Origin of the sequence: Wolbachia endosymbiont (group A) of Clivina fossor (assembly GCF_964026865.1) — a bacterium.
In the GTDB taxonomy this organism is placed as follows: domain Bacteria; phylum Pseudomonadota; class Alphaproteobacteria; order Rickettsiales; family Anaplasmataceae; genus Wolbachia.
Genome location: NZ_OZ034707.1, coordinates 489722 through 516691 on the forward strand (window position 1 = coordinate 489722; position 26970 = coordinate 516691).

The window sequence follows — 26970 nt, forward strand, 5'->3', positions numbered from 1 at the left end:
AGTGTCACGCACTGGCATGACACCATTTGTTGTAAACTCACTTTTATGGTTATCTTTTTATACTACCTTGTCTACCTTATTTTGTCGCTTTCCTGAACGGATACATATTCTTTGTCTAGCGTAGTCAGATCCCAGCGCGCCGCGCTGGGATGACATTATTAACGTTGTACTGCTGTAAACGTTCTGTCTACACTTGGATCTTCTAAAACCTTAGCAATACCAGCACCCATTAATATAACGGCTGCCAAAGCTGTTAAAGCCAGTGCAACTGCAGGATACGCTAGCACATAGGCTGCAACAGCACCAGCTACGCATAGTCCAGTAACGCCTAGAGCAATCTTCCCTTTGTGTTCACTCCAGAAGGTTGTATCGTTATTTTCTGGGGTTTTGTTGCCAGTAGTTGGTGCAGTAGTGTTAGTTACTATAGGAGCGTTGGAATCAAGACCCATTACCCTCTTGTGCTCTTCCACTTCTTCAATAACTGTTTTAAGAGCAGGATATATATCTGTGTTATTAGGGTCAATTTTTCTTTGAAAATGTTTAAGATTATCTATTGTATCCGTAAAATATGGTTGATCTTCAAAAAATTTTGTTACCTTGTAACCACACAAAGAATCACGAGTTTTTTGATCAGCCTCCTTCCAAATTAGTTCAATGATCTCTACTTTAGTGTTAACGCTAGCTTTAGGACAGTTAATAACAAAATCTAAATGGTACCTTTGTCACCAGTCAAAGTCTCCTCGTGGCTCAAAACTGCTTGTATATCACTATGTCCATTACTGTCGAGTACGTTCTGGAATTCTTGAAAATTGCCATTCCAGACTGCCTGTCTTAATGAACCTAGAATTTCTTCTTGTGCATTAGTTAATTCAATCATATCTTACCTCTATTTTCTATAAAGTTTAATTATCACACATATTTACAAGTAAGTCAAGTATATTGTTAATAACTGTTAATAAAGGCCAACAAAATGCTTGACGTTAGAGTAGCTTTTATGGCTTTGTATAGCGAGGAAATAACTCTATGAAAAATCATCAACGTTTACAAACTTTACGTTCAATTGTATTTATTGTGGGAATATTCCTATTGTTATTTAGCTTAGCAATGCTTATTCCTGCTATTACTAATAAATGTCTCAGCTACGAATGGAAAAATTTTCTCGCTGGATTCATAATTACCTGCACATCTGGCGTAATTTTTATTTTACTCGGTAAATTAAATGGCATGCCGGCAATTTTTGCAATTACTAGTTGCACCTGGATTGCCTTGTCTTTGTTTGCAGCTATTCCTTTCTATTTTGACAATCTGAGCTATGTTGATGCATTATTTGAAACGATATCTGGCATCACAACCACAGGGGCAACTATATTTAATGATATTGAAAAACAATCTCCAGGAATACTGCTATGGAGAGCAATGCTACATGGCATGGGGGTTTTGGTGTAATCACTTTAGGAATTGCAGTTTTTCCTATGTTTAAGATTCTCAGCCTAAATAATTTACTTTATTCTGAATATTCAGATGCTACAAAAAGGAAGTTGCCGAACACGCGAAGCGTAGTAATTCATATTACAGCAATATATTATGGCCTAATTTTGTTATGTATATTTTCCTATTATCTGGCTGGCATGCCACTATTTGACGCAATATGTCACGGAATGTCCGCTGTATCAACTGGTGGATTTGCTAACTATAATGATTCTATAGGGCACTACAATAACCCTATGTTATACCAAACTTCGTTATTGGGAAGACAAATAGAATATACGATAAATTCACTTAAACCTCCAGTTATAGGCGGAAAGCACTCTTTTTCATTTGTCTCATTATTATTGAGAATTGGTATTACTTAAGCAATGCAGACTTTATAACTAGCATCAGCTCAGTCTCTGCAACGCTTACAAATTCTGGCCCGGGATTTAGTAATTTAATAGGCCCTTCAGGTAACTATTCTTCTTTCAGTAATGAAGTAAAATTATTTTTGTCGTTTTTGATGCTGCTTGGTAGACTTGAAATATTGCCAATCTATTTTTGTATAGGTAATTTATTCTTATTTAATAGAAAGAAATAGTTGGTAAAGTTGTGAAACTTGATATTGTCAACTGTTTAATAAAAAGATCGTAGCTAAACCAAGAAACATAAGAGCTGAGAGAATATCAGTTGTTGCCGATGTTAGGATTGAAGAAGAAACTGCAGGGTCAGACTTTAAACGGTGAAGCATTATAGGAATGAAAGTTCCGATGAACGTTGCAATAATTGACATCATAATCATGGAGACCACAAAAATCATCTCCACTTTGAAATTGTGAAATCTTATTGCTAATACTACGAGTGAAATGGTAGATAAAATTACCCCGTTTATAAGACCTATTAAAAATTCTTTCATCAGTACTCTTTTTGCATTTTGCTCAGTTAGATATTTTGTTGCGATTGCCCGGATGGTTAGCGTTACTGTTTGGGATCCTGCATTTCCGCTCATTGATGCAATTATCGGCATGATTATTGGCAGTACTATAAAACTTTTTATTACATCATCGAAAAAGCCAACTACTATGGAACACATTGTTGCAGCTAAGAGGTTAAACAGTAACCAAGGTAGCCTTTTAATTATAGTTTTATGTATAGGGGCATTTATATCGGCTTTAGAAGATACACCGCTTATTTTGAGTACATCCTCTTCTGTTTCTTGTTGAACAACTTTTATCACATCTTCAATTAAGATCACACCAATAATTTTACCATTCTTATTTACTACCGGAGCCGATAATAGAGAGTAATCTTTAAATATTCTTGCTACTTCCTCTTGGTCTACTCCAGTTTTAATGATTTTTATGTCATGATCCATTATCTCTTTTATTATTGTGTCTCCTGAGTGAGATATTACCTTATTTAAATTCACACTGCCTATAGGCTCTAATTTTGAGTTGATAATGAATATCTGGTGAAATCTTTCTGGTATTTTTTTATAGTTGCGCAAGAATTCCATTAGCTGATTTATCGTCCAATAATATGGAGCTATAACCATATTTTTATGTATCAACCTTCCTGCACTTTCTTCTGGGTATGATAACAATTCCTCTACTAATTTTTGAGTTGCATTGGGTAAGTAGTTAAGTATGTTTTCTATAGACTTTCTATCCAAATCTTTCACTATGGTTACTATATCTTCTACATCAAGGAGCATTAGTAACTTTGCTGTATTTTCTATTCCCAATGTTTCTATGATCTCTCTTTGTAAATCTGGCACTACATGCACTAGGGCATCACTTAACAAATGTTGATCGAGGATATTAACTAATTTCTCCCTGTGATCACTGATTGAAGTAGATAAAAAATAAGCTAACTGAACGCTATCTATCGTTTTTACAATATTACAAACATTTTCTAGCTCCTCGTTATCAAGTGACTCTATTAAGTCATCAATAGCCTTTTTGTCTAAACCATAATGAGAACTTATTTTAATATTCATTGCTTTACCTTGTTTTTTAATAAATATACACACTTGATTTCCTTAAACATTAAAGTATAATGAAATTATTTTGAATTAACTATCATATGGTTAAATTTCTATTTTGTTTGCTGTTATTGTTAGTAATAGTAAATATATTAAAATCTAAAGTATAATGAAAACTTATTCAGAAATTTTCGAATACTTTCAAGGCTTAAATAAAAGTATTTCTCTTATCAGGAGGTGTCTTTGACATAGAAAAATTAAAGTTGCGTCTTGAAGAGCTGGATTCCCAAGCGTCGAATGATAATCTGTGGCAAGACAATCAAAAGGCACAAGAAATTTTAAAAGAACGTTCTAAAATTAATAATGACGTAGAGTTGTTTTTAAAGTTGGAAAGCGATTACAACGATGCCATTAGCTTAATGAAGTCTGCTATTGATGAGAATGATGAAGAATTTTTCTCTGAAGTTGAAAGTGAATTAGCTAAGCTAGAGAAATTAATCAAACTTAAAGAGACAGAATCCTTATTTACTGGTGAAGCAGATAACAATAACTGCTTTTTAGAAATCCACTCAGGAGCTGGTGGAACAGAGAGCAATGATTGGGCTGAAATGCTGATGCGCATGTATGTAAGATGGGCAGAAATTTATCACAACTTTAAAGTTGAAGTTGTAGAAAAATTAGAAGGAGAGTCGGTTGGTATAAAGTCTGCAATGATAAAAATCGTTGGAGAAAAAGCTTATGGGTGGGCAAAAAGTGAAAGTGGAATTCACAGGCTGGTTAGAATATCGCCGTTTGATGCAAATGGTAAACGTCATACCAGTTTTGCAAGTGTAGGAGTAACTCCAGTGATAGAAGATTCAATTGATATTGCTGTGGATGAAAAGGATCTAAAGATCGACACCTACCGTGCTTCCGGAGCAGGCGGTCAGCACGTGAACAAGACTGAAAGTGCGGTACGCATTACGCATATTCCAACTGGTGTTGTAGTTCAATGCCAAAATGGTCGTTCTCAACACAGAAATAAGGATGAGGCATTAAAATTACTTAAAGGACGTTTGTACCAAATTGAACTGGAAAAAAAAGAACAAAAGATGGCTGAAGAATATGGTAAAAAATGCGATATAGGCTGGGGCAATCAGATCAGATCGTACGTTATGCATCCATATCAAATGGTGAAGGATTTAAGAACTGGACATGAAGTGGGTAATATAAATTCTGTTTTTGATGGTAATATAGATTGTTTCATAGTTAGTGTGCTTACTAAGCAAAATTAGGTAGGGTTGACTTTCTTGTCATAATATATGATAATTAAAATATTGTTAAAGTAGGAGTAAAGTTATGACAATGATGAGTGGAAAAGAATATTAAGTACAGTTAATGAAGAAGGGAATTTAAGTAAGGACAATGTAATTGAGAAAATTAGAGAGAAATTGTCACGATATTCAGATGAATATACTCAGTTGAGCGAAACTGGTTTTGATGCGAGTCTCACCTGCTTAAATATAGAGTATACTAGTAGTTGCATAGAACCTGGATTTTTGGCTTACCATCCATACGTAACCAAGTGGAAATCCATCATAGAACATTATTTATTTTAGCTGCTATTACTGGTCATGTGAAGATAGTAGAAGCTCTAATAGAAAGAGGGATAGACATTAATACAGTAGATAAAGATGGTTTGACTCCTTTACACGAGGCTGCTGGAAGTGGTTAATGCTCTAATAAAAAAAGGAGCAAATGTTAAAGCGGTAGATAAGTATGGGAATACTCCTCTACATTTGGTCGCTTCACATTATAGCGATGAAGGAATTGTAAAAGCTCTAATAGAAAACGGGGCAGATGTTAATGCAAAAAATCAAGATAGATGTACTCCTTTGCATTGTGCTGTTCGAGGTGGTTATACAAGGATAGTAAAGGCTCTAATAGAAAACGGAGAAGACTACTCATTAAAGAATAAAAATGGTAAAGCCCCAATAGACTTTAATGAACATGTGGCACGGCTTGCGAAGGAAAAGGAGCAAAAACAAGCTGAAAAAAATAAGAGAGAAAGGAATTTTTGCAGGTGGTTCAACAGCATTATTAGGCGCTGCTATAGCAGTGGCACTTTTTGCAACCGGGACAGTTGCAGTTGAATTGATGTCCGTAATGATAGCAGCAGCTATCATTACAGCAGCGGCACTAGCAGTTGGTGGTATTACATATAGCATATTAAAACCTAGTACTAATACCAATTCTCAATAATAATGAGACAAATGAAAAAGAGTGCTTTCCGCCTATAACTGGAGGTTTAAGTGAATTTATCGTATATTCTATTTGTCTTCCCAATAACGAAGTTTGGTATAAAATGGATGAAACGAAAAAAGCGTAAAACGTAAATGGGAATGTGCCAGGAGGTGGCAGGCGGCAACTTGACATAGTTTTTTGAGCCATAGTATCAAGTTAAGCTTAAAATATGATTGAATAGTTGTTAATAATAGTGTATAATTATTAATCTTTTCTAAGCATTTTTACTATGGCTATTTCTAAGTTTCTCGATCCTAAGAACGACTTTGCCTTTCGGCGTATTTTTGGCTCTGTAAATAATAAGGACATTCTTATTCACTTTCTTAATGATATGCTAGGCCTTACTGGTGTTGATCAGATAGAAGATGTTTCTTTCTTAAGTCCCATTCAGGATCCTGATATTGCTTCTCAAAAGCAGAGCATTGTTGATGTTCTCTGTACTGATTCTGCTGGAACCCAGCTAATTATTGAAATGCAAGTTGTTAAAACTACAGGCTTTGAGAAACGCGCTCAATACTATGCTGCTAAAGCTTATTCAAGTCAAGCTCACAAAGGTGATCAATATCAAGATCTTAAAGGAGTTATTTTTATTGCTATCGCCGATTTTATCTTATTTCCTAACAAGCTGGCTTACAAATCTGATCACGTTACTTTTGATAAAATTACCTATGAACATGATCTCAAAGATTTTAGTTTCACTTTCATCGAGCTACCAAAGTTTAATAAGACAAAAGAAGATCAGCTTTCAAATATTGTTGAAAAATGGATTTATTTTTTTAGTGCGACCCTGAAAGTCGTGGTTTTGTGGTGGTTAAATTCCACTTTCCCTAGACATCGGGGATAATGTATATCTCACATTTTAAAGGGTGGCAACCTTTGGGATGCAAGCATGAGATAAAAGCAGGTAACACTAAACCTCATGGTGAATCCCTGCAAACAGAGTTAGATATGATTACGAGAGGAACCTATGTTTGAATTGTCGTCAAAGCATAGTATGCGAAAAGAGGTTGAACTACGCATAGACCAAAATGGTACGAAGCAAAAGGGGAACTAAAGATTGAAGACTTTAGTTATTGATGTTCCCAGCTTCCGGCAAATAGTAGGAATCTAAGTTTAACGTGAAACGAAGCCATGGAACGGAGTAACCACATAAAAGCTCTTATATTCATAAAAATATAAGTAGGTAGCCAACCACAAGCTGCTATGTGGAAGGATTGTTTAAGAAGCTAATGCCCAAAGTAATATCTGGGATACGCAGACGTAAACACTTTAATTTGGAAGGTAAAGTGGTGAATAGTAGTGAATATGTTATGGACCAGCAAAAAGCTAGGTATGAATGGAATGGAATTCCTTGGCGAAAGCTGAAGAAATCTTCATTTAAGCTACAAAAACGAATTTACCAAGCTTCTAAATGTAATGATATCAGAAAGATGCATAATCTTCAGAGATTATTACTCAAATCAACAAGTGCAAAAACACTCGCTGTTAGGAAAGTAACACAGGACAATAGGGGGAAGAAGACTGCAGGTATTGATGGAAAGGCTAATCTTAATCAAAAAGAAAGATTACAACTATCATATTCTTTAGATATAAAAGAAAAAGCAAAGCCATCAAGACGCGTCTGGATCCCAAAACCTGGTAAGCCATCGGAGCATCGCCCGCTTGGTATACCTACTATATCGTGTCGAGCAAAACAAACACTTGTAAAAATGGCTTTAGAACCAGAATGGGAGGCAAAACTTGAGCCAAACACTTATGGTTTTAGACCTGGTAGATCATGTCATGATGCAATTGAAGCCATATTTGATGTGCTAAAACAGAAAACAGCATATGTATTAGATGCTGATATTTCTGGATGTTTTGACAATATTAACCATAATAAACTGCTTGAAAAGCTCAATACCACACCAACGTTAAAGAAAATCATAAGAGGATGGTTAAGGGCAGGCGTTATGGAAGATGGAAAGTTTCAATCCACAAAACGTGGTACAATTCAAGGAGGGACGATCTCACCGTTGCTAGCTTGTGTTGCATTACACGGATTAGAGCAACATATCAAAAAAGCATTAACAAACGAACTCTTTCAATGCATGAAAAGAAAATATGGTAGGATATCGCATAAAAATGCGCAAAAGTCTATTAGTGTAATTTTCTACTGTGATGATTTTGTCGTCATACATGAAAGTGAAGAAATTATTCTTAGGGCAAAAGTTCTAGTTGAAGAATGGTTAAAAACCATTGGATTAGAATTAAAGCCTTCTAAGACAAAAGTTTCTCATACATTAAAAATCATTAATGGAATAAAACCAGGATTTGATTTTCTTGGATTTTCAATAAGACAATATCCAACAAAAGAAAGTAAGAAAGGTTACAAATTATTAATAAAACCAAGTCGTAATTCTATAAAGCAGCATATATTTGCTATTAAACATAAACTTAGAGAAATGCGTGGGGCGCCACAGGAAGTAGTAATAAGGAATCTCAATCCAATCATTAGAGGGTGGAGTCAATATTACTCTTCAGTAGTTTCATGTAAAATCTTTAGCTCATTGGATAATACTATACATAGAAAGCTCTGGAAGTGGGCAGTCTTTAGGCACCCAAACAAAGGGAAATGCTGGATAAAAAGAAAATACTTTAAAAAGTATAATAACGATAACTGGCGTTTTATGACAAGTAACAAGATACATCTTATTATACACAGCGATCATGTTATTAAACGACATATCAAAGTGCAAAAAACCAGATCTCCATATGATGGTGATTGGGTTTATTGGGGTAATCGTCTTAGAGAAATACCAGATAAGCCATCAAGAGTAATAAAACTATTGAAGTTACAACAAAGTAAATGCGGTAATTGTAGACTATGGTTTGAAAGTGATGATATAATAGAAATACATCATAAAGACCGGAATAGACGAAACAATATGATCAAAAATTTATCTTTGTTACATGGGCATTGTCACGATGAATTACACAGGAGGTGTGCATGACAAGCACCAAATTAGAGAGAAGCCGTATGAGGCGCAAAGTCTCACGTACGGTTTTGAAGTCGAGTGAAGAGGGGCGACCTTCTTCACTTAGACAACAGTATGCCGATGAAACTAGCGAAGAAGATCTACAGAAAATAATAGGTAGTGATGTTATTATTGGTAGAGCTTATGATGTGTTAAATCAATATAACTGGAGTAAAGAAGAACGTTTTGCTTATGATCAAACTAAGAAACATATTGATGATTATCTTTCTTCTATTCAACAAGGAAAAATTGAAGGAAAAATTGAAGGCATCAAAATTGGTGAAGAGAAAGGTAGGAAAGAAGGTAGAGAAGAAGGAAAAATTGAAGGAAAAATTGAAGTTGCAAAAACAATGCTAGCCAATAATATTGATGTTAACACTATTGTCAAGTGTACTGGCCTGTCCATTAGTGAGATTGAAGAATTGCAGAATTAAGTGTGAACGGTTACGGTTTCTCGTCTCCACCATGCTGTATAGAAAAAAGTCTGGATTCCAATTTGCATGACAATGTGGAGTATCTGCTTCTGTCATCCCAGTGGGATCTCTTATTCCATTTTATCAACAGTTTGTTTTGCAGTATCAAACAATTTTAATCCTATAATCCCGAATGTAACTAAAATAAAGCATATTACTTCGAATAAATTAACTGGTTCATTAAATAGGTAAACTCCAAGTATCGAAGCTCCTATAGCACCTACTCCAGTCCAAATTGCATAGCATACTCCGATAGGTATAGAACGTATAGCGAGCGAAAGTAAATACGTGCTAAGAGCCATGGAGAGTATGCTAATTATTGATGGTACGAGATGAGTAAATCCACAACTATGCTTAAGTGTTATGACCCAGAACACTTCAATTAGTGACGATAAGAGTAAATATATCCAATTCATGCATAAATTTTTAGGTTTAAATAGAGAGCTTTAGCCCTATGGTTCCTATTACAATTAAAATGATACATAAAACTTGAGATAAATTAATATTCTCTGTGAAAGCGGTTGCACCAATTATAGTTATTCCAATTGTGCATATTCCAGAGGAAACTGCATAGCATACTCTAATAGGTAGAAAGCATGCTGCAAGAGATAAAAAGTAAATGCTAATGATCATAATTACCAATGTTGCAATCGAAGGCACAACTTTAGTAAAACTGTTACTAAACTTTAACGTTACAGCCCACAGTATCTCTAGGATACTAGACAGCAACAAATATAACCAGCACATTTTCGTAACATTTCAATCTTGTATTGTAACAGAAATTGTTAGTTAAAACTACACTAAAGTGCAATAGATCTCTCTTTCGAAATTGCTTTGAAAGCCAATATATTAAACTTAAAATAACATTCTAAAAAACTTTTCTACGAAATTCAATTCCTGTACGTCATTTGCTGCATAAAGAGGTGTAGTTTGTTGCTCAACACCTGGTATTTCTACAAAAACTTTGCCCACTTCTTGACCTTTTTTAATGGGTGCAGGTATCATATCTTTATATTCAATATGCACCTTAATTTGGTCATGCAATTTGCGGTTGTAAGTTATGGTAACATCGTTTGCAACTGTAATAGGCACTTTTTTATCTTTTCCATAGAGAACATTTACTTCCTCAACTACACTGTCTTTAGCAAATATTTTCTTAGTATTAAAATGTTTTAAGGAGTATTGTATCAGTCTTTTTGCTTCTTCTATTCGCTCTTTCTCAGTGTTTAAACCATTTACGACAGCAAAAATTCTCCTATCATTTCGTTTTGCAGATGCTACAATGCCATAACCACCAGCATTTGTATAACCGGTTTTTAAACCGTCAACCCCAATGTCGTGAAAAAGTAGAAGATTTTTATTCTTTTGTGCAATTTCGTTATATGTCAAATATTGTTCAGAAAATAAATCGTAATATTCAGGAAAATCAGTGAAAATCCTTTTTGCCAGCATTACCAAGTCTTTTGCGCTCATAAAATGATCTTCGTCTGGCCACCCGCTTGAGTTGACAAAATGACTGTCATTCAGGTTCAAATTTTGTGCAACCTCATTCATTTCAGCCACAAAGTTCTCTTCTGATCCTGCAATGCCCTCGGCTAGTGTTATGCAGGCATCATTACCTGAGACTATTGTAATTCCTTCAAGTAATTCCCTTACCGTAACGGATTGACCTTCTTTCAAAAATATAGAAGAGCCTTTTCTTTCCCACGCTTTTCTGCTTACTCGAAATTTATCCTCCATATTTATTATTCCAGCTTTTAGATAATCGAAGGCTATATATAAAGTCATTAACTTGCTCATTGAAGATGGGGCCATTTTTTCATCGGAATTATGGTCAAAAATGAACGAGTCTGAAGCTAAATCTAAGACTACTGCTTGCTTTGCTTTGGTTCTAAACTGGTATGAGTATGAAGAAAAAGGAAGTATAAAAACTAATAGCAAAATTACCAATCTGCTTAACATATCTATAATTTTAAATTTACAGTGCACTAATTAATAGTATAATTTTACAGGGGCATTTCAATAGATCTCTTGCATAAAACTTGCTTGACAAACTCCGCCAGCCCCCTTATTATGATAGTGAAGGTATTCAGTTATCTTCATCTGTGCAGATTAAACAGCAAGAAAACAACGTAGTTGGCGTCTTATTTTTAATTTTTTGCACTATGTGCACCTTATGTCTTCACAACATTTCTGGGTTTTTACCTATATAAGCTGAAACGCGCTTATAAGTCGTTTAAGACAGTATAGTACGCCAATTTGCAGGATTAGAGAGTGACAACTAGCTAACACGGGGTTTCTTTTGCCTTTTTTTCTGCTTAGTAAATTTCTTAAATATTTAAACTAAGGTGAGTTGCATTTAAAAGCAGCTAAATCTTGCTTGTCAAGCGTTTAAAACATAAAAAACGCTAATATTTTAAAGCGGATAATAACCACGGGGCTTCTTTTGCCTTTTTTTTTATTTGGTAAATTTCTTAATATTTATAGCAACATGAACTGGGCAGGAAGGTGTCATTCCAGTGCTCCTTTTTTTGTCATCCGAGTAGCCCCTATGATGTCATTCCAGCGCGTGACGCTGGAATCTAGTCTTTATTATGCAGCCACTTATTTAAAGTTAAGTTTTCTGGATCCAAGTAGTCAAGCTACTCGGATGACACCTTGACAATCGTCATCCCGCTACGTGTTAGCGGGATCTATGCTAAGAGATACCGCGAATGAATCGCGGTATGACGGTCTGCGGCGATATGACGGTTCGCGGTGGCATGACGATAACTTCGTCATCCCGCTGCTTGTTAGCGGGATCTGCTGAGATACCGCGAATGAATTGCGGTATGACGTAGAGCTCGCGTCAGCTACTTTGATGACACCATTTACTGTCTTTAAAAATGAATGTTCTTACAATTGTGCGTCATGCGCTTTATTAAATATTTTACTTAAAAATCTAACTTCTTATTATACAAGAGATAAGCAATTCACTAATGATGAAAAATTACGAAAAGGGGCATAGAAAGCGCCTAAGAGAGAAAATTATTTTAGATAATGGACAATCATTACTTGATTATGAAGTTTTAGAGCACATTTTATATTCAGCATACAGTAGAATTGATGTAAAGCCGATAGCAAAGAGTTTGATAGAAAATTTTGGCAGTTTGAATAAAGTTTTTAATGCTGACCTGGAAGCACTGCAAAATGTTGATGGTGTCAGCAATGCAGCAATATCTGCCATCTTTTGTGTGAAACAAGCCTTTGTTCGTTCTGCAAGAGAAGAAATAAAAGACCTGCCTATAATCGATAACTGGGAAAAATTGCTTGATTATTTAAGAATAAGCATAGGAAGCCTCAATAAGGAAAATTTTCGCGTCATCTATATGAATAAAAAGTATCGTCTAATAGCGGAAGACCTGCAAAACGTTGGTACAGTAGATCAAACTCCTCTTTATGTCAGAGAGATCATCAAGCGCGCACTTTTGATTGGTTCAACATCCATTGTAATATCTCACAATCATCCAAGCGGAGATACACAACCTTCAAATAGCGATATATCTCTCACTAGGCAACTAGCAGAAGCTTGCCAAAGTATAGGAATAGAATTAATAGACCACATTATTATTACATTCAGTAGCTATTTTAGTTTCAAGGAAAATAGGTTGTTGTGAAAGCTTTTATAGCTACAGTAACTTAGATTTACCGACAATCGTCATTCCGCTACGTGTTAGCGGCGCGGCGGGATGACGGTAAGTTTTATTGTGGCACGATGGTGTAGTATAATGTTGGTAAACCTCAGTTACTTTAGCTATAAACGATTAAGATGAAGTTATCATATATCTATATACTTACAAATAAAGCTAATAGCACATTATATATTGGTGTAACTGTAAATTTGATCAAGAGGATTTGGGAACACAAAAACAAAATTGTTTCAGGTTTTACATCAAGATATAATGTAAATAAACTTGTATATTTTGAAGAGTTTGAAGATATAAGTTTAGCTATTGCAAGAGAAAGGCGCCTGAAAGAATGGCCAAGGCAGTGGAAAATTAATTTGATCAATCAAAAGAATCCTAGCTGGGTTGACTTATATTACTTAGCTTTAAGATAGCTATGCTGAGATCCCGCTAACACGTAGCGGGATGACGGGAAAGGAGTAGCGGGATGACGAGAAAGGAGCAGCAGGATAACGGTTAAGTAATTCGTCATTCCGCTACGTGTTAGCGGATGAGATACCGCGAATGAATCGCGGTATGACGGTTTGCGGTGGTATGACAGTTAAGTAATTCGTCATCCCGCTACTTGTTAGCGGGATCTATCCGCAGCGGTATGACGTAGGACTGCTGTCATCCCGCTGCTTGTTAGCTGATGAGATACCGCGAATGAATCGCGGTATGACGGTCTGCGGCGGTATGACGGTTCGTGGCGGCATGACAGTTAATTAATTCGTCATCCCGCTACTTGTTAGCGGGATCTAGAGATACCGCGAATGAATCGCGGTATGACGGTTAAGTAAGGGATCTATGCTAAGAGATACCGCGGGGTATGACGTAGTAGCTATTTCTTGTAATCAAGTTTCGTTAAAGGTCAGATTGAATGGTTAAATCTTCCACCCAAATAACCACACACTCTACTTGCTTGTTTGGATATATTTCTTGTACTAAGGTTTTATAGGTCAGCATTTGCTTTTTTATTTCATTTAATAAGGAAACAGAAACGTTACGGTGTGATTTGTAGTCAATTATGATCGCTTTATCTTGCGTTATGCATAGCCTATCTAGTCGTACTAATACTGGTTCGCCATCGATTATTCCACTCAGTGTAATCTCTGATTTGCCTTCTAAGTCAAACAAATAGCCATATTTTTCATTAAAGGCCAATATTTTACTGTAAATTTCATCCTTATCTTCACTGGTGTTTATATTGTCAAGATATTTTCTGACCCAGTTTTTTCTCCTTTCTTTTTCTATCTTGGGCATATACTGCAATATGCTGTGGATTATTAAGCCTCTTGTATAACTGTCTTTCGTTTCAGCGCTACTTTCTGTCATTCCAGTACCCCTATTTGTCATCCAAGTAGCGGACACTGGGATCCAGGCTTCTTTTTCTCTGGATTCCAGCATCAAGTGCTGGAATGACACCGGAGAGTGAGTAGCTGATGCTGGTTCTCCTTCTTTTTTACTGGATTCCAGTGTCAAGCACTGGAATGACATTGATAGGTTTGGCGGAAGGGAAATGACTGGAACGTCAAAATAATCACGTTTTTTATAAATGTAAGGGTAGTTTGCGTTCACACATAGCACTTCAACTTTTTCTTTAAATATTGGCTGTAAGTATGCTTGTTTCTTTTCATATGGTTCTCCATACTGAGTGATTAGATCATACCAAGAGCCCTTTTGCACTGGCTCTTTACTTAAGATGTATAACTCATCTTCAGCACGTGTGAGTGCTACGTATAATAAACGCAAATATTCGTTATAATCCTCTAGTTTTTTCTCTCTTTTTACTTGATCACAATAAGCGTTATTGTTTTTTCCACACCAAAATGGCACTTCCGTTCCATCAAAGATAATGCTTTCACTGTTTCTTGGCACTGTGTTTGTATCAACCAAAAATACTATGGGAGCTTGCAGACCTTTTGATTTGTGAATTGTCATTATTCGCACAGCATTGCGTTCTGATTGCATATCATTCTTAATCTCCGGGTTATTCTCCTTGATCCACTGAACAAACGCTTGAAGAGATGGGTTTTCAAATTGCAACACAAGGTTCATAAATTCGTCTAGAACCTCGAAGCACTCAAGACCTAGCCTTGCAGCAAATTTCTTCTTACCTGTACGCAATATATGTGTAAATAGTGCAAGAGGAGACTCTATGCGAGATAAGTTAATGAGATAGTTTAATTCACTATAGATAACCACAGAATAATCCTGAATTCTTTCCCATAGTGAATGCTCTTTACGGTCATATGCAATGTTAAATAAATCATCCTCGGTAAAATTGAATAACGGTGATTTTAAAGCATTTGCAAGAGCTAGATCATTTGCCTGGAGGAGTAAAAATTCGGCCAAAGCTATTAAGTCCTGCACGGCTATATAGTCCATAATTCTAAAATAATCTCGGCCTACAACTGGCACGTTTGCTTTTTTAAGTTCGCTTATTATGTAATCAACTAACACGTTTCGTTGCCGTACCAGAATCACAATATCCCTTGGCTCTATATGGCGATCTTTAGCGACTAAAATCCGCCCTTCGTTTAACCAATTGTGAATTCTGTTGGCTATTGTTTGAGCAAGTAATCGATCTGTTATTATATAATTTTCCCTGCATGTCAGAGGAATTTGTAAAGCTCGCTGTTCTTTCTCTTTACACTTTGGTAACGCTGGCCAAATTTCAATATATCCTTGATCATTTTCTCTATGTGGAACATGTTTTATTTCATTATCAACAAAAGATATTTCTGCGCGGAAGTTGTTAAATATTCTATCTACAAGCATTAAAACTTCTGGAGTTGAACGAAATGACTTTTCAAGTTGGCATGATATCCAATCTCTGCCACCAGTTTTCGTATGAAAGTATTGTTGCATGTAGTTGAATAGATGGGGATTTGCTCCTTGAAATCTGTATATGGATTGTTTTACGTCACCAACTACAAATAAGGTTCGCTTTTCATCATTACCGGCAAAAAATTCATCGCAGAGATTTGTTATAATTTTCCACTGACTGATGCTATTGTCTTGTGCCTCGTCAACAAGGATGTGATCTATTTTTTGATCCAAGTTAAACAATATCCAATCTTTGTAGTTTGGATTGCTGAGAAGATTTGTTGCTAAGCCAATTATATCATTGTAGTCAAGCAGTGCGTTTTTTGATTTTTCGCTACTGTATAGATCAACATATACTTTAAATATACCAAGTAAGCTACTGGTTCTCTTGAATATTTGATAAGAGTTCATGTCTTTTATATGAGTAAACACTACATTCTGAACGCTCTCTATTATTTGCTCTGCATCTCTAAATTTTTCTAAAGTACTTTTTGTTGCAATGGATGATATGCTCTTTTTTTCGTGCGATTCTGATTTGAGAAATACCTTGGCTAAATCTTCTATTCTGGTGTCTTTCCGCTCCATTCCGGTGCCATCCGAGTAGCTGACACTGGGATCCATATTTCTTTTTTTCTGGATTCCAGCGTCACGCGCTGGAATGACAGAGAGTGGTGGAATGATAGGAGATTTTACAAGGAATCTATTACACCAATCATAAAGTATTTCACTATAACTCTGATCTCTTTTACTGCCTTCACTTAATATCTCGGCTAATCTTTTTATGTGCTCAGTCGTTTCACTCTGTAAGTCATGAATTTCATCTGGAGCACTGAGTTTATCTTTGATATATTCTGAATCATTTTCTGATATCGATCTTTTTATACATAAAGTATAAAGCAAATCGCGTAGTTTATTTTCATCAATTTCAGTTGCAATAAGGTTGATATCATCCTGCACAGTTTCGTTATGAAGCACTTTATTGAATATGATGGAATGTAATTCTTTACATTCACTCAGCGTACAATTTGGGGCGATGCCAGCTTCTATGGGAAAGTTGGAAATTAGTTTGTAACAGAAAGCGTGTATGGTTTGTATAGTTAGACCAAGATTTTCCAATTCAGAGAAAAGCCTTCTTGCTCTTGTTAAATAATCTTTATTTTTTCTGGATCCCAGTGTCACGCACTGGGATGACAAGTAGGGGTGCTGGGATGACAAGTAGGGGTGCTGGGATGACAAGTAGGGGTGCTGGGATGACGTCGAAGGGTGAGCTACTGGATTTTCACTTAAATCGTGATTATGTGGTGCTATCACCTCAGCATCATTCTCCGTTATTTCTGCGTCATCCCCTGTCATCCCAGTGCGTGACACTGGGATCCAGGTTTCTTTTTTTCTGATTTGCAATAGGTCTAGTTGTTCCAGATCCATTATTAATTCACTTTCTGAGCATATTGCCCACTTACTGAGTATGCTGTGAATGCGATTCTCCATCTCGTTTGCTGCAGCATTGGTGAACGTTAAGCAGAGAATATTTCTTTTGTTTTCTAATAAAAGTCTCAATACTCTGTCTATTAAGATTTTTGTTTTGCCTGTACCAGCGGACGCATTTACCCATACAGAGAAATTAGGATTTATGGCATTTTTTCTCATCAGAAGTGCGAAAACCTTATAGAAGTTGACTAAAATAGCATTATACATATAATGTAAAAATAATCTTAGTGAAGATATATAATGAAAAGTTTTTGTGTAAAGGCGCCTGCAAAAATCAATCTTTTTTTGCATGTTGTAAATAAGAAGGAAACAGGATATCACTTGATTGAAGGTTTATTTGTCTTTGCTAATCTTTCTAATTTTTTGGAAATAAAAGTAGGTGAGAAGTATTCTAGATACGATAACTCTACAGTTGAATTTGTAAATTCCGAACTTAGAATTAATAACAGGTATAACACCGTAATGAGAGCAGTTAATCTATTGCTTAGATATACTCCTGCACGAACTAAAGTCATTGTAAAGGTTGTGAAAAATATACCAATTGCTGCGGGTTTGGGCAGTGGCTCCTCAGATGCTGGAGCTGTGGTACGCATACTAGGGAAGCTGTGGAAGATTGATAGGACGATTTTAAATGAAATAGCTTTAAGCGTTGGTGCTGATGTTCCTGCGAGTATAGATAGCAAGCCAGTTTTTGTTAGAGGTATTGGTGAAGAGTTGTGTCCCATAAAAAAATTCTCTCTACCCACAAATATAGTACTGGTGAAGCCGAAAAAAAAGTTTTTGAGCACACTAGAGGTATTTTCCAAACATGAAGGAGAATTTTCTGAGCCAATTAAATGGAGCGATGACGCTGAAAAGGATTTGTTGAAGCTTCTTAAAGAGACGAGAAACGATCTTCAAGAGATAGCAGTAAGTCTTGTACCTGAAATTCAGGATGTGATATCAACACTTGAGTCACAAGAAGGCTCTATACTTTCTCGCATGTCAGGCAGTGGTGTATCATGCTTTGGAATATTCGATAGTGAGGAAAATGCAAAAGCTGCTGCAGTTAATATCAGAGAAAAGCAACCAGAATGGTGGGTATGTGACACTCAATTAATAGTTTGACTTTATGCCCTTAATTTCCGAGAATAAAAATCTTATAAATGGTTACAGGGAAGGAAAATTTTTGGTGAATAATAGAGAATATTGCGGCTCAATTATAGTTTTTCCTGAAAAGGTGATTAAATTGAAAGAAAGTGATATAAATAGCAAGGAACATTTTAAATCTTTTTTAACAGAGGAAATAGAAATTTTGATAATAGGTACTGGTAAAACACGCAATATACCAAGTTCTTCAGTGAAGTCCTATCTTATGGAACAAAAAGGTTTAAATTTTGAATTTATGACAACCGGTGCAGCATGCAGAACCCATAACGTTTTAATATCCGAAGATAGATTTGTTGTCAGTTATCTAATAGCCATATAGCATGCTTGAAATGTTTACCCAGGACTTTTTCATCAATAGTCTAGTTGCAGTAGTCGTAATTAGCCTAGTAACAGGCGCTTTAGGATCGTTTATGATATGGCAAAGGTTATCTTATCTTGGTGATAGTTTGTCCCATTCTTCGTTGCTTGGTGTTGCACTTGCTTTAATCTTTAAGATTAGCCCATCGCTTAGCATAATGCTCATTGCAATTACATTTGCTATACTACTTTCTCTTAATTTTAACAGATTATATTCTGCTGATACGATATTGAACATTGTTACCAATGTAGTTTTATCATCGAGTTTAATACTTATGTCTTTTCTTCCATCGGGCAATAATAGTATTATTAGCTCACTGTTTGGTGATATATTAACGCTCGATCAAAGTGATATAATATTGATTTTTTTAATCTCTGTAATAGTTACTTTGATATTAATATTTAGATGGCGTTATTGGTTAATGATTTCAATTAATCAAGATTTAGCAGTAGTTGAAAAGATTAATGTTAATTTTGTTAGAATAGAATTTTTAATCACTCTTGCTATATTTATAGCAATTGCTGCCCAATTAATAGGAATATTACTCATTGCTGCATTTTTGCTAATACCAGCAGCATCTGCAAGGCTCATTTCGAAAACTCCAATGCAGATGATTATTGTTGCAACAGTTTTTTCTGTGATTTCTGGGATATCAGGTCTGATGTTATCTGCAAGTTTTGATTTGTTAACTGGACCTGCAATTATACTTGTTGCAGCCGTATATTTAATTATCGCTTATTTTATAAGGTTAGTATTAAACAGGTTGGCTTGATTTTAGTCTCGAATGTTAATAATTTTGTAATATACTCATTATAAAACATCACTATCTTAGCACAAAATAGTCTTTGCTATATTATTGTTTATGTGCTAATGATAAGCTGTTAATTTTATGGAGTAAGCAATATGAGCGAAGAAGGATTTTTTTCCAAATACATATCTCAACCTGTGAAAAAATTTTATAATTATATTACAGGAAAAACAGAAGAGTCGGATAATGTGCAGAGTACGGCAGATGATGTGCACAATATTGTGCAAGAAAACTCAGAGTCTTTGGATACTCATGTACAATCAAATGAGAATGATATCATATAGATGGCATGAGGGTCATACCATCCAAAGTTAAAAAATTCCTAGAGAAACCTGATGCTTTAAGTGGTGTGTTAATTCATGGAAGTGATAACAGTAGGGTTGGTTTTTATGTACAAGAAATAATTGCCAATTTGGATGAGTATTCAGTTCAGGTGATGGATTTTGCAATAGTGAATAAGTCACCCGGTTTACTGTTTTCTGAATTGGCAAACATTTCGATGTTTACCAGCAAAAAATTAATTAAGCTGATAAATGTGAGTGGAGGTATATCCAAAGAGTTAAAAAACGTATTGGATTATAACGCAAGTGGTCACTATGTAATGATGGTAGCAAGTGATCTTCCATATAATTCTGCGACTAAAAGTTATATGGAGAGTTCAAAAATTTTTGGTGTGATTGCTTGCTATAAGGACAGCAACAGCAATCTTTATGACATTATATCAAGTTACTTAAAACAAAATGATATAAAATGCACAAATGAGATAATCTACCATTTGCAATCTTACTTTAATCATAGCAAGCTGCCTATATGTTCAGAACTTGAGAAGTTAGTTTTGTACTTAGGGGAGAGAAAAGACCTAAAACTTACTGATATAGAATTATGCTTTTCAACTTCCGGCAACGACTATGTTACACTTGATGATCTATGCTCTGCCATAGCAAGTAAAGATATGTCGCGCTTCATTAGAATTTCTGATGCATTGATATCGCAAGAAAATTTTTCACCGATAGCGCTAATTCGCATTATATCAAATTATTTCCTACGCCTTGAAAACGTTTTGCTGTCAGTGCAAGGTGGAATGAGTGAGCAGGCTGCGATTGATCAGCTAAGCCCTCCATTGTTTTTTAAACAATTGCAGAGCTTTAAATCTCATTTGAAAAGTTTGCAACTTTCAGAACTTAAAAAGATTTTGGAAGAATTGATAAGCTTAGAAGTTACCTGTAAAAAAACTGATTTAGATCATAAAATGATTTTTCAGCAGGTGATTTGTCATATTACAAATACAATTACTTGCTATAGCTAACAAAGATAAGGTGTAACCAGACTGCATTCTGTGATTTTTAGCAAAACACGATCTTTCATTTGAGCTTTCTTCAATTTAAAATAAATACAGAAAATTGCTGCCTATAGCTAAACTGACTTAGATTTACCGACAATTTGAAAAACCGTCATTCCGCTACTAGTTAGCGCCGCGGCGGTATGACGGTTCGCGGCGGCATGACGATAACCTCGTCATCCCGCTACTTGTTAGCGGGATCTATGCTAAGAGATACCGCGGCAGCATAGCTATAGCTATCTTCAAAAATATGGTTGAATAATTGTTAATAATAGTGTATAATTATTAATATTTTCAAGCATTTTTGCCATGGCTCTTTCAAAATTTCTCGATCCTCGCAATGATTTGTGTTTCAAAAAAATCTTTGGAACGGAAAAAAATAAGAATATCCTGATCCACTTTTTGAACGATATTTTAGGGTTTACTGAGATAAATGCAATACAAGAAGTTGAGTTTCTTAGCACTATTATGGATCCCGAAGTTGCCTCTGATAAACAAAGTATTGTTGATGTTCTCTGCAAGGATTCTCACGGAAATAGATATATAGCAGAAATGGTGCGACCTGAAAGTCTTCGGTCATATTGTTTAAAAGGAGAGGAATTCATTCAGAAAGAAACTGAAAGGATTCTAAAACTTATTAAACCAGATGTTTTGCCGTCTGAGTCTACGCATCAGTGCGAATCGGGCAACCGGTTGGTGCCAAGCGATGCGGACAATGAACCTCCTCTTGAAAAAGAAGATGCTCAATCGTGAGAGGGGCATAAACTGCAAGCATCATGTGGTTGGAGGGCTAGGCTAGTGGTATGGTGAACGTAAGTGAAGCTTTATAAGTACCGATACGATGAAAGAGCTAAAGATGCTGATAAGCTCTGACCAAAAGGTAATGTGGATAAGTTACATTTTTCATTTCTAGATGTACGCAAATAATAACTCCACCGGTATAGAGAAGCCACCTAACCCACTGTTGTATGACTGGAGAAACAGGGTAAGCCTGTATTTTCGCCTACATGGCAAGCAAACCGCAAGGAATGCTGATGGAAGTGCAGGTAAAGGAGAATGGAGAAAGCGAATGCCATTTTGTAACGAAATGGATAGAATTTGTAACATTAATTCGCGTGAAAACGAGCAGACTTCCGTTTGGTCCCTCGTGACAAGAAACTTTGTTAACCACTTAAGGTAGGAAAGCAGATGATTACAAGTAAACCTGTAAGTGCATCTACCAAAAGCTTTGAAGCATGGAAGCAGTTGCCATGGAAGAAATGCCAGAAAGTTATTGTGAGGCTACAAAGACGTATTGTTAAGGCTGTCCAAGAAGGAAGATGGGGTAAGGTAAAAACTTTACAACATCTTCTCACACGCTCTTTTAGCGGAAAAGCTTTGGCTGTTAAGAGAGTAACTGAAAACCAAGGAAAAAACACAGCGGGTGTAGATCGTCAACTATGGTCAACTTGCAATGCTAAATTTCAAGGAATAAAGCAGTTAAAGCAAAGAGGATATAAACCTTCTCCGCTAAAACGGATTTATATCAGTAAATCTAATGGCAAAAGAAGACCTCTTGGAATACCCACGATAAAAGATAGAGCCATGCAAGCATTATATCTGTTTGCTCTGGAACCGATAGCTGAAACGATCAGTGATCGTCACTCCTATGGCTTTAGACCTAAAAGATCCTGTGCAGATGCTACAGTAGCTTGTCATTTGTTACTGGCAAGTCGTAATCAACTACAATGGATACTTGAAGGTGATATCAAAGGATGCTTTGACAACATTAATCATGAATGGCTTATGAAGCATATTCCTATGGAGAAAAAAATTCTGCATAGTTGGTTAAAAGCTGGCTTCCTAGAATCAAAAACTCTGTATCCCACAACTGCAGGTACCCCGCAAGGTGGTATAATTTCTCCAATACTAGCCAATTTAGCCTTAAACGGACTTGAAAAGTTATTGGAAAGTCGATTTGGTAAACTCGGCAGTAGAAAAAGAAACAAAATCAGAAGTGGAGTGAATGTAATCAGATACGCAGACGACTTTATTATTTCAGGTTTCACACATGAAGTACTGGAAAAGGAAGTTAAGCCTTTAGTATCATCTTTTCTTCATGAGCGAGGTTTAATTCTGTCAGAAGAGAAGACAAAGATTACATCTATCACAACAGGGTTTGACTTTCTTGGTTGTAATGTACGTAGATATAATAAGAAGTTAATTATTAAACCTTCGAAAGAAAGTATTAAAAGACTTCTTAATAAAGCACGTACATTGATAAAAGCAAATATAGCGAACACTCAGGCTATAGTAATTAAGTCACTCAACTCTCTACTGAGAGGATGGGGAAATTACTATCACCATGTGTGTGCTAAAAAAGCGTTTAGAAAGATCGACAATGAAATTTGGCATAGTTTATGGAAATGGGCAAAGAAAAGACATCCTCGTAAAGGATTACGTTGGATAAAGAATCGTTACTTCAAAGTAATGGGTCAACGCCAATGGGTTTTTGCTGCACCCCTATGCAAGAACAAACCAAAAGAGATACGGTATTTAAGACTGCTTAAGCTGATTGATATACCTATCAGACGACATGTTAAAATCAGAGCGGATGCAAATCCCCTTGACTTAAAATGGAAAAAGTATTTTGATGAGAGAGTGAAACGAACAAGAATGTTAGCAAGCTCTTTCTCAAGAGAAGGTTCTCTACTGTTGGTGTCACCATTAAGAATGATGTTTCCTGAGGAATCATGAAGGACAAGCCGGTTCTAGAAAAGAAGAACTTAGATAAGGGGCTCAAGCGTAGTGTGGGGAAACCTGCATGCTGCGTTTCTAAGGGAGGGGGTAGTAGTAATACTGCTTCCTTACCTGACCAGCTCGCTAGAGACAAGGGCTTCGAAAAACGCGCTCAATTATATGCCGCTAAAGCCTACTCAAGACAATTAGATAAATCTGGCAACTACATTGATTTAAAGAAAGTCTTCTTTATTGCTATATCAAATTGTAACTTACTTCCCGAAGAAGTTGATTATATTTCTACTCACAATATACGTGATATAAAAACTAACGGCCATTACTTAAAAGATTTTCAATTTATCTTTATAGAATTGCCCAAATTTTCAAAAAGTAAAGTAGAGCAGTTAGAAAGTATAGTAGAAAGGTGGTGTTTCTTTTTTAGTGCGACCCTGAAAGTCGTGGTTTTGTGGTGGTTAAATTCCACTTTCCCTAGACATCGGGGATAATGTATATCTCACATTTTAAAGGGTGGCAACCTTTGGGATGCAAGCATGAGATAAAAGCAGGTAACACTAAACCTCATGGTGAATCCCTGCAAACAGAGTTAGATATGATTACGAGAGGAACCTATGTTTGAATTGTCGTCAAAGCATAGTATGCGAAAAGAGGTTGAACTACGCATAGACCAAAATGGTACGAAGCAAAAGGGGAACTAAAGATTGAAGACTTTAGTTATTGATGTTCCCAGCTTCCGGCAAATAGTAGGAATCTAAGTTTAACGTGAAACGAAGCCATGGAACGGAGTAACCACATAAAAGCTCTTATATTCATAAAAATATAAGTAGGTAGCCAACCACAAGCTGCTATGTGGAAGGATTGTTTAAGAAGCTAATGCCCAAAGTAATATCTGGGATACGCAGACGTAAACACTTTAATTTGGAAGGTAAAGTGGTGAATAGTAGTGAATATGTTATGGACCAGCAAAAAGCTAGGTATGAATGGAATGGAATTCCTTGGCGAAAGCTGAAGAAATCTTCATTTAAGCTACAAAAACGAATTTACCAAGCTTCTAAATGTAATGATATCAGAAAGATGCATAATCTTCAGAGATTATTACTCAAATCAACAAGTGCAAAAACACTCGCTGTTAGGAAAGTAACACAGGACAATAGGGGGAAGAAGACTGCAGGTATTGATGGAAAGGCTAATCTTAATCAAAAAGAAAGATTACAACTATCATATTCTTTAGATATAAAAGAAAAAGCAAAGCCATCAAGACGCGTCTGGATCCCAAAACCTGGTAAGCCATCGGAGCATCGCCCGCTTGGTATACCTACTATATCGTGTCGAGCAAAACAAACACTTGTAAAAATGGCTTTAGAACCAGAATGGGAGGCAAAACTTGAGCCAAACACTTATGGTTTTAGACCTGGTAGATCATGTCATGATGCAATTGAAGCCATATTTGATGTGCTAAAACAGAAAACAGCATATGTATTAGATGCTGATATTTCTGGATGTTTTGACAATATTAACCATAATAAACTGCTTGAAAAGCTCAATACCACACCAACGTTAAAGAAAATCATAAGAGGATGGTTAAGGGCAGGCGTTATGGAAGATGGAAAGTTTCAATCCACAAAACGTGGTACAATTCAAGGAGGGACGATCTCACCGTTGCTAGCTTGTGTTGCATTACACGGATTAGAGCAACATATCAAAAAAGCATTAACAAACGAACTCTTTCAATGCATGAAAAGAAAATATGGTAGGATATCGCATAAAAATGCGCAAAAGTCTATTAGTGTAATTTTCTACTGTGATGATTTTGTCGTCATACATGAAAGTGAAGAAATTATTCTTAGGGCAAAAGTTCTAGTTGAAGAATGGTTAAAAACCATTGGATTAGAATTAAAGCCTTCTAAGACAAAAGTTTCTCATACATTAAAAATCATTAATGGAATAAAACCAGGATTTGATTTTCTTGGATTTTCAATAAGACAATATCCAACAAAAGAAAGTAAGAAAGGTTACAAATTATTAATAAAACCAAGTCGTAATTCTATAAAGCAGCATATATTTGCTATTAAACATAAACTTAGAGAAATGCGTGGGGCGCCACAGGAAGTAGTAATAAGGAATCTCAATCCAATCATTAGAGGGTGGAGTCAATATTACTCTTCAGTAGTTTCATGTAAAATCTTTAGCTCATTGGATAATACTATACATAGAAAGCTCTGGAAGTGGGCAGTCTTTAGGCACCCAAACAAAGGGAAATGCTGGATAAAAAGAAAATACTTTAAAAAGTATAATAACGATAACTGGCGTTTTATGACAAGTAACAAGATACATCTTATTATACACAGCGATCATGTTATTAAACGACATATCAAAGTGCAAAAAACCAGATCTCCATATGATGGTGATTGGGTTTATTGGGGTAATCGTCTTAGAGAAATACCAGATAAGCCATCAAGAGTAATAAAACTATTGAAGTTATACCAAACTTCGTTATTGGGAAGACAAATAGAATATACGATAAATTCACTTAAACCTCCAGTTATAGGCGGAAAGCACTCTTTTTCATTTGTCTCATTATTATTGAGAATTGGTATTACAACAAAGTAAATGCGGTAATTGTAGACTATGGTTTGAAAGTGATGATATAATAGAAATACATCATAAAGACCGGAATAGACGAAACAATATGATCAAAAATTTATCTTTGTTACATGGGCATTGTCACGATGAATTACACAGGAGGTGTGCATGACAAGCACCAAATTAGAGAGAAGCCGTATGAGGCGCAAAGTCTCACGTACGGTTTTGAAGTCGAGTGAAGAGGGGCGACCTTCTTCACTTAGACAACAATACGCAGAAGAAACAACAGAAGAGGACTTAAAAGAGATAGCAGAAAAAGCGCCAATAATAAAGCTAGCATATGATGAATTAGACAAGTTTCGTTGGAACGAAAAAGATTTAGTAGCTTACGAAGAAAGAATAATGGATCTACGGAAAGAAGAAGCCATTCTTGAATACAGACTTGATCTTGCTGAAGAGAAAGGTATACAAAAAGGTATAGAGAAAGGGAAAATTGAAGGGAAAATTGAAGTCGCAAAAGCAATGCTGGCTAATAATGTTGATGTCAACACTATTGTCAAGTTTACAGGCCTTTCTATTAGTGAGATTGAAGAATTAAGTGGAAATCTGTGAACGGTTACACTTGGAAAACCTTTGTGGCATAATTTAAGTGGGCAGCGTAGTCTACGATTACCGCATAATTTACTATATAGATATTCCAGAACATATAGACTTCAATTGAACACAGAAAAGATTCTTATCAAAGTTAA

The 26970-nt window shown here is 35.8% G+C and carries 26 protein-coding genes and 4 pseudogenes; 22 read left to right on the plus strand and 8 right to left on the minus strand.

The window, feature by feature from the left end:
* Positions 1 to 158 precede the first annotated feature (158 nt).
* Together AAGD99_RS02580 and AAGD99_RS02585 are read right to left on the minus strand one after the other, a co-directional pair.
* On the minus strand, positions 159 to 611 hold the full coding sequence (locus AAGD99_RS02580) for a hypothetical protein (protein WP_341822498.1): 453 nt from the start codon (positions 609 to 611) through the stop codon (positions 159 to 161).
* Positions 612 to 706: 95 nt separating this feature from the next.
* Entirely contained in the window at positions 707 to 877 is a 171-nt protein-coding gene (locus AAGD99_RS02585) for a hypothetical protein (protein ID WP_341822499.1), read from the minus strand.
* A 194-nt stretch (positions 878 to 1071) separates the two neighbouring features.
* On the opposite strand from AAGD99_RS02585, the gene AAGD99_RS02590 reads away from it, so the two are divergent.
* A complete protein-coding gene (locus tag AAGD99_RS02590) occupies positions 1072 to 1446 on the plus strand; it encodes a potassium transporter TrkG (RefSeq protein ID WP_341822500.1) in 375 nt (124 codons plus the stop codon).
* Entirely contained in the window at positions 1407 to 1853 is a 447-nt protein-coding gene (locus AAGD99_RS02595; protein WP_341822501.1) for a potassium transporter TrkG, read from the plus strand. Before AAGD99_RS02590 ends, AAGD99_RS02595 begins: the two co-directional genes overlap by 40 nt.
* Positions 1854 to 2098: 245 nt before the next feature.
* On the opposite strand, the gene mgtE is transcribed toward AAGD99_RS02595, so the two are convergent.
* Positions 2099 to 3469, minus strand: coding sequence for a magnesium transporter (gene mgtE / locus AAGD99_RS02605; RefSeq protein WP_253308930.1), 1371 nt, complete (start codon positions 3467 to 3469; stop codon positions 2099 to 2101).
* A gap of 154 nt (positions 3470 to 3623) precedes the next feature.
* Between mgtE and prfB the strand changes: the two genes are divergently transcribed.
* The 3 genes from prfB to AAGD99_RS02620 all read left to right on the plus strand — a co-directional run bounded on the left by prfB (position 3624) and on the right by AAGD99_RS02620 (position 5586).
* Positions 3624 to 4728 (plus strand): peptide chain release factor 2 gene (gene prfB / locus AAGD99_RS02610; RefSeq protein WP_341822503.1). Its coding sequence is split into 2 segments (ribosomal slippage): positions 3624 to 3698 and positions 3700 to 4728, totalling 1104 coding nucleotides; the frame shifts between segments, so codons are not numbered across the junction.
* 290 nt (positions 4729 to 5018) lie between these two features.
* On the plus strand, positions 5019 to 5168 hold the full coding sequence (locus AAGD99_RS02615) for an ankyrin repeat domain-containing protein (RefSeq protein ID WP_341822504.1): 150 nt from the start codon (positions 5019 to 5021) through the stop codon (positions 5166 to 5168).
* Positions 5161 to 5586, plus strand: coding sequence for an ankyrin repeat domain-containing protein (locus tag AAGD99_RS02620; RefSeq protein WP_341822505.1), 426 nt, complete (start codon positions 5161 to 5163; stop codon positions 5584 to 5586). Before AAGD99_RS02615 ends, AAGD99_RS02620 begins: the two co-directional genes overlap by 8 nt.
* A 76-nt stretch (positions 5587 to 5662) precedes the next feature.
* On the opposite strand, the gene AAGD99_RS02625 is transcribed toward AAGD99_RS02620, so the two are convergent.
* Positions 5663 to 5884: a hypothetical protein gene (locus AAGD99_RS02625; RefSeq protein ID WP_341822506.1), complete on the minus strand. Its 222-nt coding sequence runs from the start codon at positions 5882 to 5884 to the stop codon at positions 5663 to 5665.
* Positions 5885 to 5966: 82 nt separating this feature from the next.
* On the opposite strand from AAGD99_RS02625, the pseudogene AAGD99_RS02630 reads away from it, so the two are divergent.
* The 3 genes and pseudogenes from AAGD99_RS02630 to AAGD99_RS02640 all read left to right on the plus strand — a co-directional run.
* Positions 5967 to 6515, plus strand: a pseudogene (locus AAGD99_RS02630) (Rpn family recombination-promoting nuclease/putative transposase); the annotation flags it as partial.
* Between the two features lie 427 nt (positions 6516 to 6942).
* Complete coding sequence (gene ltrA / locus AAGD99_RS02635) at positions 6943 to 8730, plus strand: group II intron reverse transcriptase/maturase (RefSeq protein ID WP_341822236.1); 1788 nt, start codon at positions 6943 to 6945, stop codon at positions 8728 to 8730.
* Positions 8727 to 9188 (plus strand): hypothetical protein, encoded by a 462-nt coding sequence (locus AAGD99_RS02640; protein WP_341822507.1) that lies wholly within the window; start codon positions 8727 to 8729, stop codon positions 9186 to 9188. The genes ltrA (AAGD99_RS02635) and AAGD99_RS02640 overlap by 4 nt, the downstream gene beginning before the upstream one ends.
* Positions 9189 to 9298: 110 nt before the next feature.
* On the opposite strand, the gene AAGD99_RS02645 is transcribed toward AAGD99_RS02640, so the two are convergent.
* The 3 genes from AAGD99_RS02645 to AAGD99_RS02655 all read right to left on the minus strand — a co-directional run bounded on the left by AAGD99_RS02645 (position 9299) and on the right by AAGD99_RS02655 (position 11189).
* Positions 9299 to 9643, minus strand: coding sequence for a DMT family transporter (locus tag AAGD99_RS02645; RefSeq protein ID WP_264732404.1), 345 nt, complete (start codon positions 9641 to 9643; stop codon positions 9299 to 9301).
* Positions 9644 to 9659: 16 nt separating this feature from the next.
* Complete coding sequence (locus tag AAGD99_RS02650; RefSeq protein WP_064124961.1) at positions 9660 to 9974, minus strand: DMT family transporter; 315 nt, start codon at positions 9972 to 9974, stop codon at positions 9660 to 9662.
* Between the two features lie 108 nt (positions 9975 to 10082).
* Positions 10083 to 11189, minus strand: a complete 1107-nt coding sequence (locus AAGD99_RS02655) for a D-alanyl-D-alanine carboxypeptidase family protein (protein WP_341822508.1) — start codon at positions 11187 to 11189, stop codon at positions 10083 to 10085.
* Positions 11190 to 12208: 1019 nt separating this feature from the next.
* On the opposite strand from AAGD99_RS02655, the gene radC reads away from it, so the two are divergent.
* Together radC and AAGD99_RS02665 are read left to right on the plus strand one after the other, a co-directional pair.
* A complete protein-coding gene (gene radC / locus AAGD99_RS02660; protein WP_253309929.1) occupies positions 12209 to 12883 on the plus strand; it encodes a RadC family protein in 675 nt (224 codons plus the stop codon).
* 152 nt (positions 12884 to 13035) lie between these two features.
* Positions 13036 to 13326, plus strand: coding sequence for a GIY-YIG nuclease family protein (locus AAGD99_RS02665; protein ID WP_341822509.1), 291 nt, complete (start codon positions 13036 to 13038; stop codon positions 13324 to 13326).
* A 469-nt stretch (positions 13327 to 13795) separates the two neighbouring features.
* Here AAGD99_RS02665 and AAGD99_RS02670 read toward each other — a convergent pair whose 3' ends face one another.
* Positions 13796 to 17407 (minus strand): UvrD-helicase domain-containing protein, encoded by a 3612-nt coding sequence (locus AAGD99_RS02670; RefSeq protein WP_410529930.1) that lies wholly within the window; start codon positions 17405 to 17407, stop codon positions 13796 to 13798.
* Between the two features lie 81 nt (positions 17408 to 17488).
* Here AAGD99_RS02670 and AAGD99_RS02675 point away from each other — a divergent pair, with 81 nt between their 5' ends.
* From AAGD99_RS02675 to AAGD99_RS02730, 12 genes and pseudogenes are all read left to right on the plus strand, one after another.
* Positions 17489 to 18355: a 4-(cytidine 5'-diphospho)-2-C-methyl-D-erythritol kinase gene (locus tag AAGD99_RS02675; protein WP_341822511.1), complete on the plus strand. Its 867-nt coding sequence runs from the start codon at positions 17489 to 17491 to the stop codon at positions 18353 to 18355.
* A gap of 4 nt (positions 18356 to 18359) precedes the next feature.
* Positions 18360 to 18716, plus strand: coding sequence for an Mth938-like domain-containing protein (locus tag AAGD99_RS02680; RefSeq protein ID WP_253307338.1), 357 nt, complete (start codon positions 18360 to 18362; stop codon positions 18714 to 18716).
* Between the two features lies 1 nt (position 18717).
* Positions 18718 to 19527 (plus strand): metal ABC transporter permease, encoded by an 810-nt coding sequence (locus tag AAGD99_RS02685; RefSeq protein WP_341822512.1) that lies wholly within the window; start codon positions 18718 to 18720, stop codon positions 19525 to 19527.
* A 131-nt stretch (positions 19528 to 19658) separates the two neighbouring features.
* Positions 19659 to 19847 carry a hypothetical protein gene (locus tag AAGD99_RS02690; RefSeq protein WP_341822513.1) on the plus strand — a complete coding sequence of 63 codons (189 nt, stop codon included), beginning with the start codon at positions 19659 to 19661 and terminating at the stop codon, positions 19845 to 19847.
* Between the two features lie 5 nt (positions 19848 to 19852).
* Positions 19853 to 20869: a DNA polymerase III subunit delta gene (holA, locus tag AAGD99_RS02695; protein WP_341822514.1), complete on the plus strand. Its 1017-nt coding sequence runs from the start codon at positions 19853 to 19855 to the stop codon at positions 20867 to 20869.
* Between the two features lie 342 nt (positions 20870 to 21211).
* A pseudogene (locus AAGD99_RS02700) lies at positions 21212 to 21457 on the plus strand (PD-(D/E)XK nuclease family transposase); the annotation flags it as partial.
* A 358-nt stretch (positions 21458 to 21815) separates the two neighbouring features.
* Complete coding sequence (locus AAGD99_RS02705; RefSeq protein WP_338482311.1) at positions 21816 to 22082, plus strand: hypothetical protein; 267 nt, start codon at positions 21816 to 21818, stop codon at positions 22080 to 22082.
* Positions 22083 to 22090: 8 nt separating this feature from the next.
* Complete coding sequence (gene ltrA / locus AAGD99_RS02710; RefSeq protein WP_264330863.1) at positions 22091 to 23638, plus strand: group II intron reverse transcriptase/maturase; 1548 nt, start codon at positions 22091 to 22093, stop codon at positions 23636 to 23638.
* Positions 23635 to 24060: pseudogene (locus tag AAGD99_RS02715) on the plus strand (PD-(D/E)XK nuclease family transposase); the annotation flags it as partial. The gene ltrA (AAGD99_RS02710) and the pseudogene AAGD99_RS02715, both read left to right, overlap by 4 nt.
* Positions 24061 to 24487: 427 nt before the next feature.
* Positions 24488 to 26248 (plus strand): group II intron reverse transcriptase/maturase, encoded by a 1761-nt coding sequence (ltrA, locus tag AAGD99_RS02720; protein ID WP_341822516.1) that lies wholly within the window; start codon positions 24488 to 24490, stop codon positions 26246 to 26248.
* The gene (locus tag AAGD99_RS02725) at positions 26229 to 26393 is read left to right on the plus strand and encodes an HNH endonuclease (RefSeq protein WP_341822517.1); all 165 of its coding nucleotides are present in this window, start codon (positions 26229 to 26231) and stop codon (positions 26391 to 26393) included. Before ltrA (AAGD99_RS02720) ends, AAGD99_RS02725 begins: the two co-directional genes overlap by 20 nt.
* Before the next feature lie 95 nt (positions 26394 to 26488).
* Positions 26489 to 26833 (plus strand): annotated as a pseudogene (locus AAGD99_RS02730) (Rpn family recombination-promoting nuclease/putative transposase); the annotation flags it as partial.
* Positions 26834 to 26970 lie beyond the last annotated feature (137 nt).

Bases quoted from the DNA above. Each gene is read 5' to 3' on its own strand.
- AAGD99_RS02690 (WP_341822513.1), top strand. From the start codon at position 19,659: ATGAGCGAAGAAGGATTTTTTTCCAAATACATATCTCAACCTGTGAAA.
- AAGD99_RS02680 (WP_253307338.1), top strand. From the start codon at position 18,360: ATGCCCTTAATTTCCGAGAATAAAAATCTTATAAATGGTTACAGGGAA.
- mgtE (WP_253308930.1), bottom strand. From the start codon at position 3,469: ATGAATATTAAAATAAGTTCTCATTATGGTTTAGACAAAAAGGCTATT.
- AAGD99_RS02655 (WP_341822508.1), bottom strand. From the start codon at position 11,189: ATGTTAAGCAGATTGGTAATTTTGCTATTAGTTTTTATACTTCCTTTT.
- AAGD99_RS02685 (WP_341822512.1), top strand. From the start codon at position 18,718: ATGCTTGAAATGTTTACCCAGGACTTTTTCATCAATAGTCTAGTTGCA.
- radC (WP_253309929.1), top strand. From the start codon at position 12,209: ATGAAAAATTACGAAAAGGGGCATAGAAAGCGCCTAAGAGAGAAAATT.
- AAGD99_RS02645 (WP_264732404.1), bottom strand. From the start codon at position 9,643: ATGAATTGGATATATTTACTCTTATCGTCACTAATTGAAGTGTTCTGG.
- AAGD99_RS02585 (WP_341822499.1), bottom strand. From the start codon at position 877: ATGATTGAATTAACTAATGCACAAGAAGAAATTCTAGGTTCATTAAGA.
- AAGD99_RS02670 (WP_410529930.1), bottom strand. From the start codon at position 17,407: ATGAGAAAAAATGCCATAAATCCTAATTTCTCTGTATGGGTAAATGCG.
- AAGD99_RS02665 (WP_341822509.1), top strand. From the start codon at position 13,036: ATGAAGTTATCATATATCTATATACTTACAAATAAAGCTAATAGCACA.
- AAGD99_RS02625 (WP_341822506.1), bottom strand. From the start codon at position 5,884: ATGGCTCAAAAAACTATGTCAAGTTGCCGCCTGCCACCTCCTGGCACA.
- AAGD99_RS02595 (WP_341822501.1), top strand. From the start codon at position 1,407: ATGGAGAGCAATGCTACATGGCATGGGGGTTTTGGTGTAATCACTTTA.
- holA (WP_341822514.1), top strand. From the start codon at position 19,853: ATGAGGGTCATACCATCCAAAGTTAAAAAATTCCTAGAGAAACCTGAT.
- AAGD99_RS02650 (WP_064124961.1), bottom strand. From the start codon at position 9,974: ATGTGCTGGTTATATTTGTTGCTGTCTAGTATCCTAGAGATACTGTGG.
- ltrA (WP_264330863.1), top strand. From the start codon at position 22,091: ATGATTACAAGTAAACCTGTAAGTGCATCTACCAAAAGCTTTGAAGCA.
- AAGD99_RS02640 (WP_341822507.1), top strand. From the start codon at position 8,727: ATGACAAGCACCAAATTAGAGAGAAGCCGTATGAGGCGCAAAGTCTCA.
- AAGD99_RS02675 (WP_341822511.1), top strand. From the start codon at position 17,489: ATGAAAAGTTTTTGTGTAAAGGCGCCTGCAAAAATCAATCTTTTTTTG.
- AAGD99_RS02705 (WP_338482311.1), top strand. From the start codon at position 21,816: ATGTACGCAAATAATAACTCCACCGGTATAGAGAAGCCACCTAACCCA.